This is a genomic window from Mesorhizobium sp. M7A.F.Ca.CA.004.04.2.1 (assembly GCF_004022825.1).
GTDB lineage: Bacteria > Pseudomonadota > Alphaproteobacteria > Rhizobiales > Rhizobiaceae > Mesorhizobium.
Genome location: NZ_RZPH01001466.1, coordinates 1 through 1,028 on the forward strand (window position 1 = coordinate 1; position 1,028 = coordinate 1,028).

The 1,028-nt window shown below is 66.1% G+C and carries 1 protein-coding gene; it reads left to right on the forward strand.

Translation table 11 applies throughout. The features are described from left to right. Positions 1 to 917 (forward strand): pseudouridine-5'-phosphate glycosidase (locus tag EN893_RS35430; RefSeq protein ID WP_245490975.1); only part of this gene is annotated, 917 nt, incomplete at its 5' end. Positions 918 to 1,028 lie beyond the last annotated feature (111 nt).

The following is a 1,028-nucleotide window of genomic DNA, read 5'->3' on the forward strand; positions in this document are numbered from 1 at the left end:
TGACCCCTGAGACCGCCCGCCCCCTCATCGACATCCACGCGCCGGTGGCGCAGGCTCTGGCTGCCGGCCGGCCGGGGGTGGCGCTGGAAAGCACCATCATCACCCATGGCATGCCCTACCCCGACAATGGCGCCATGGCGGCCGACGTCGAAAAGATCATCACCGATGGCGGCGCCGTGCCGGCGACGATCGCCGTGGTTGGCGGCCGCATCAAGATCGGGCTTTCGGACGGCGAGCGCGAATCGCTGGCGATGACGGGCGACGCCATGAAGCTGTCGCGCGCCGATCTCGGTTTTGCCGTGGCGCAAGGGCGCACCGGTGGCACCACGGTCGCCGCCACGATGATCGCGGCGCATATGGTCGGCATAAAAGTGTTCGCCACCGGCGGCATCGGCGGCGTGCACAAGGGCGCCGAAAAGAGTTTTGACATTTCCGCCGATCTCGACGAGCTGGCGCGCACGCCGGTCATCGTCGTCTCGGCCGGCGCCAAGGCCATTCTCGACATCGAAAAGACGCTGGAAGTGCTGGAGACGCGCGGCGTGCCGGTGGTCGGCCTTGGCTGCGAGACGATGCCGGCCTTCTGGTCCAGGCATTCGCCGTTCCGCGCGCCGCTGACCTTGCACGAGCCGGAAGAGATCGCGCATTTCTACCAGACGAGGGCAGCGCTGGGGCTCGCCGGTGGCATGCTGATTGCCAATCCGGTGCCGGAAAACCACGAAATCCCGGCTGAGGAGATGGCCGGCTATATCGAGGCCGCGCAGAAGGCCGCCGAGGCGCTCAACGTGACCGGCAAGGCGGTGACGCCGTTCCTGCTGGGAAAGATTCTCGAACTGACTGGCGGCAGGAGCCTGAAGACGAACATCGCGCTGGTCGAGAATAATGCGCGGCTGGCGGCGAGGATTGCGAAGGCGCTTTAGGGTCACGCAGCGAAGGTTCCCCCTCACCCGGATTCCCAAGACCGAATTGCAAAGAACAGTTCGGGGCAATCCGACCTCTCCCCGAGGGGAGAGGAGCTTGCAGCGCCGACG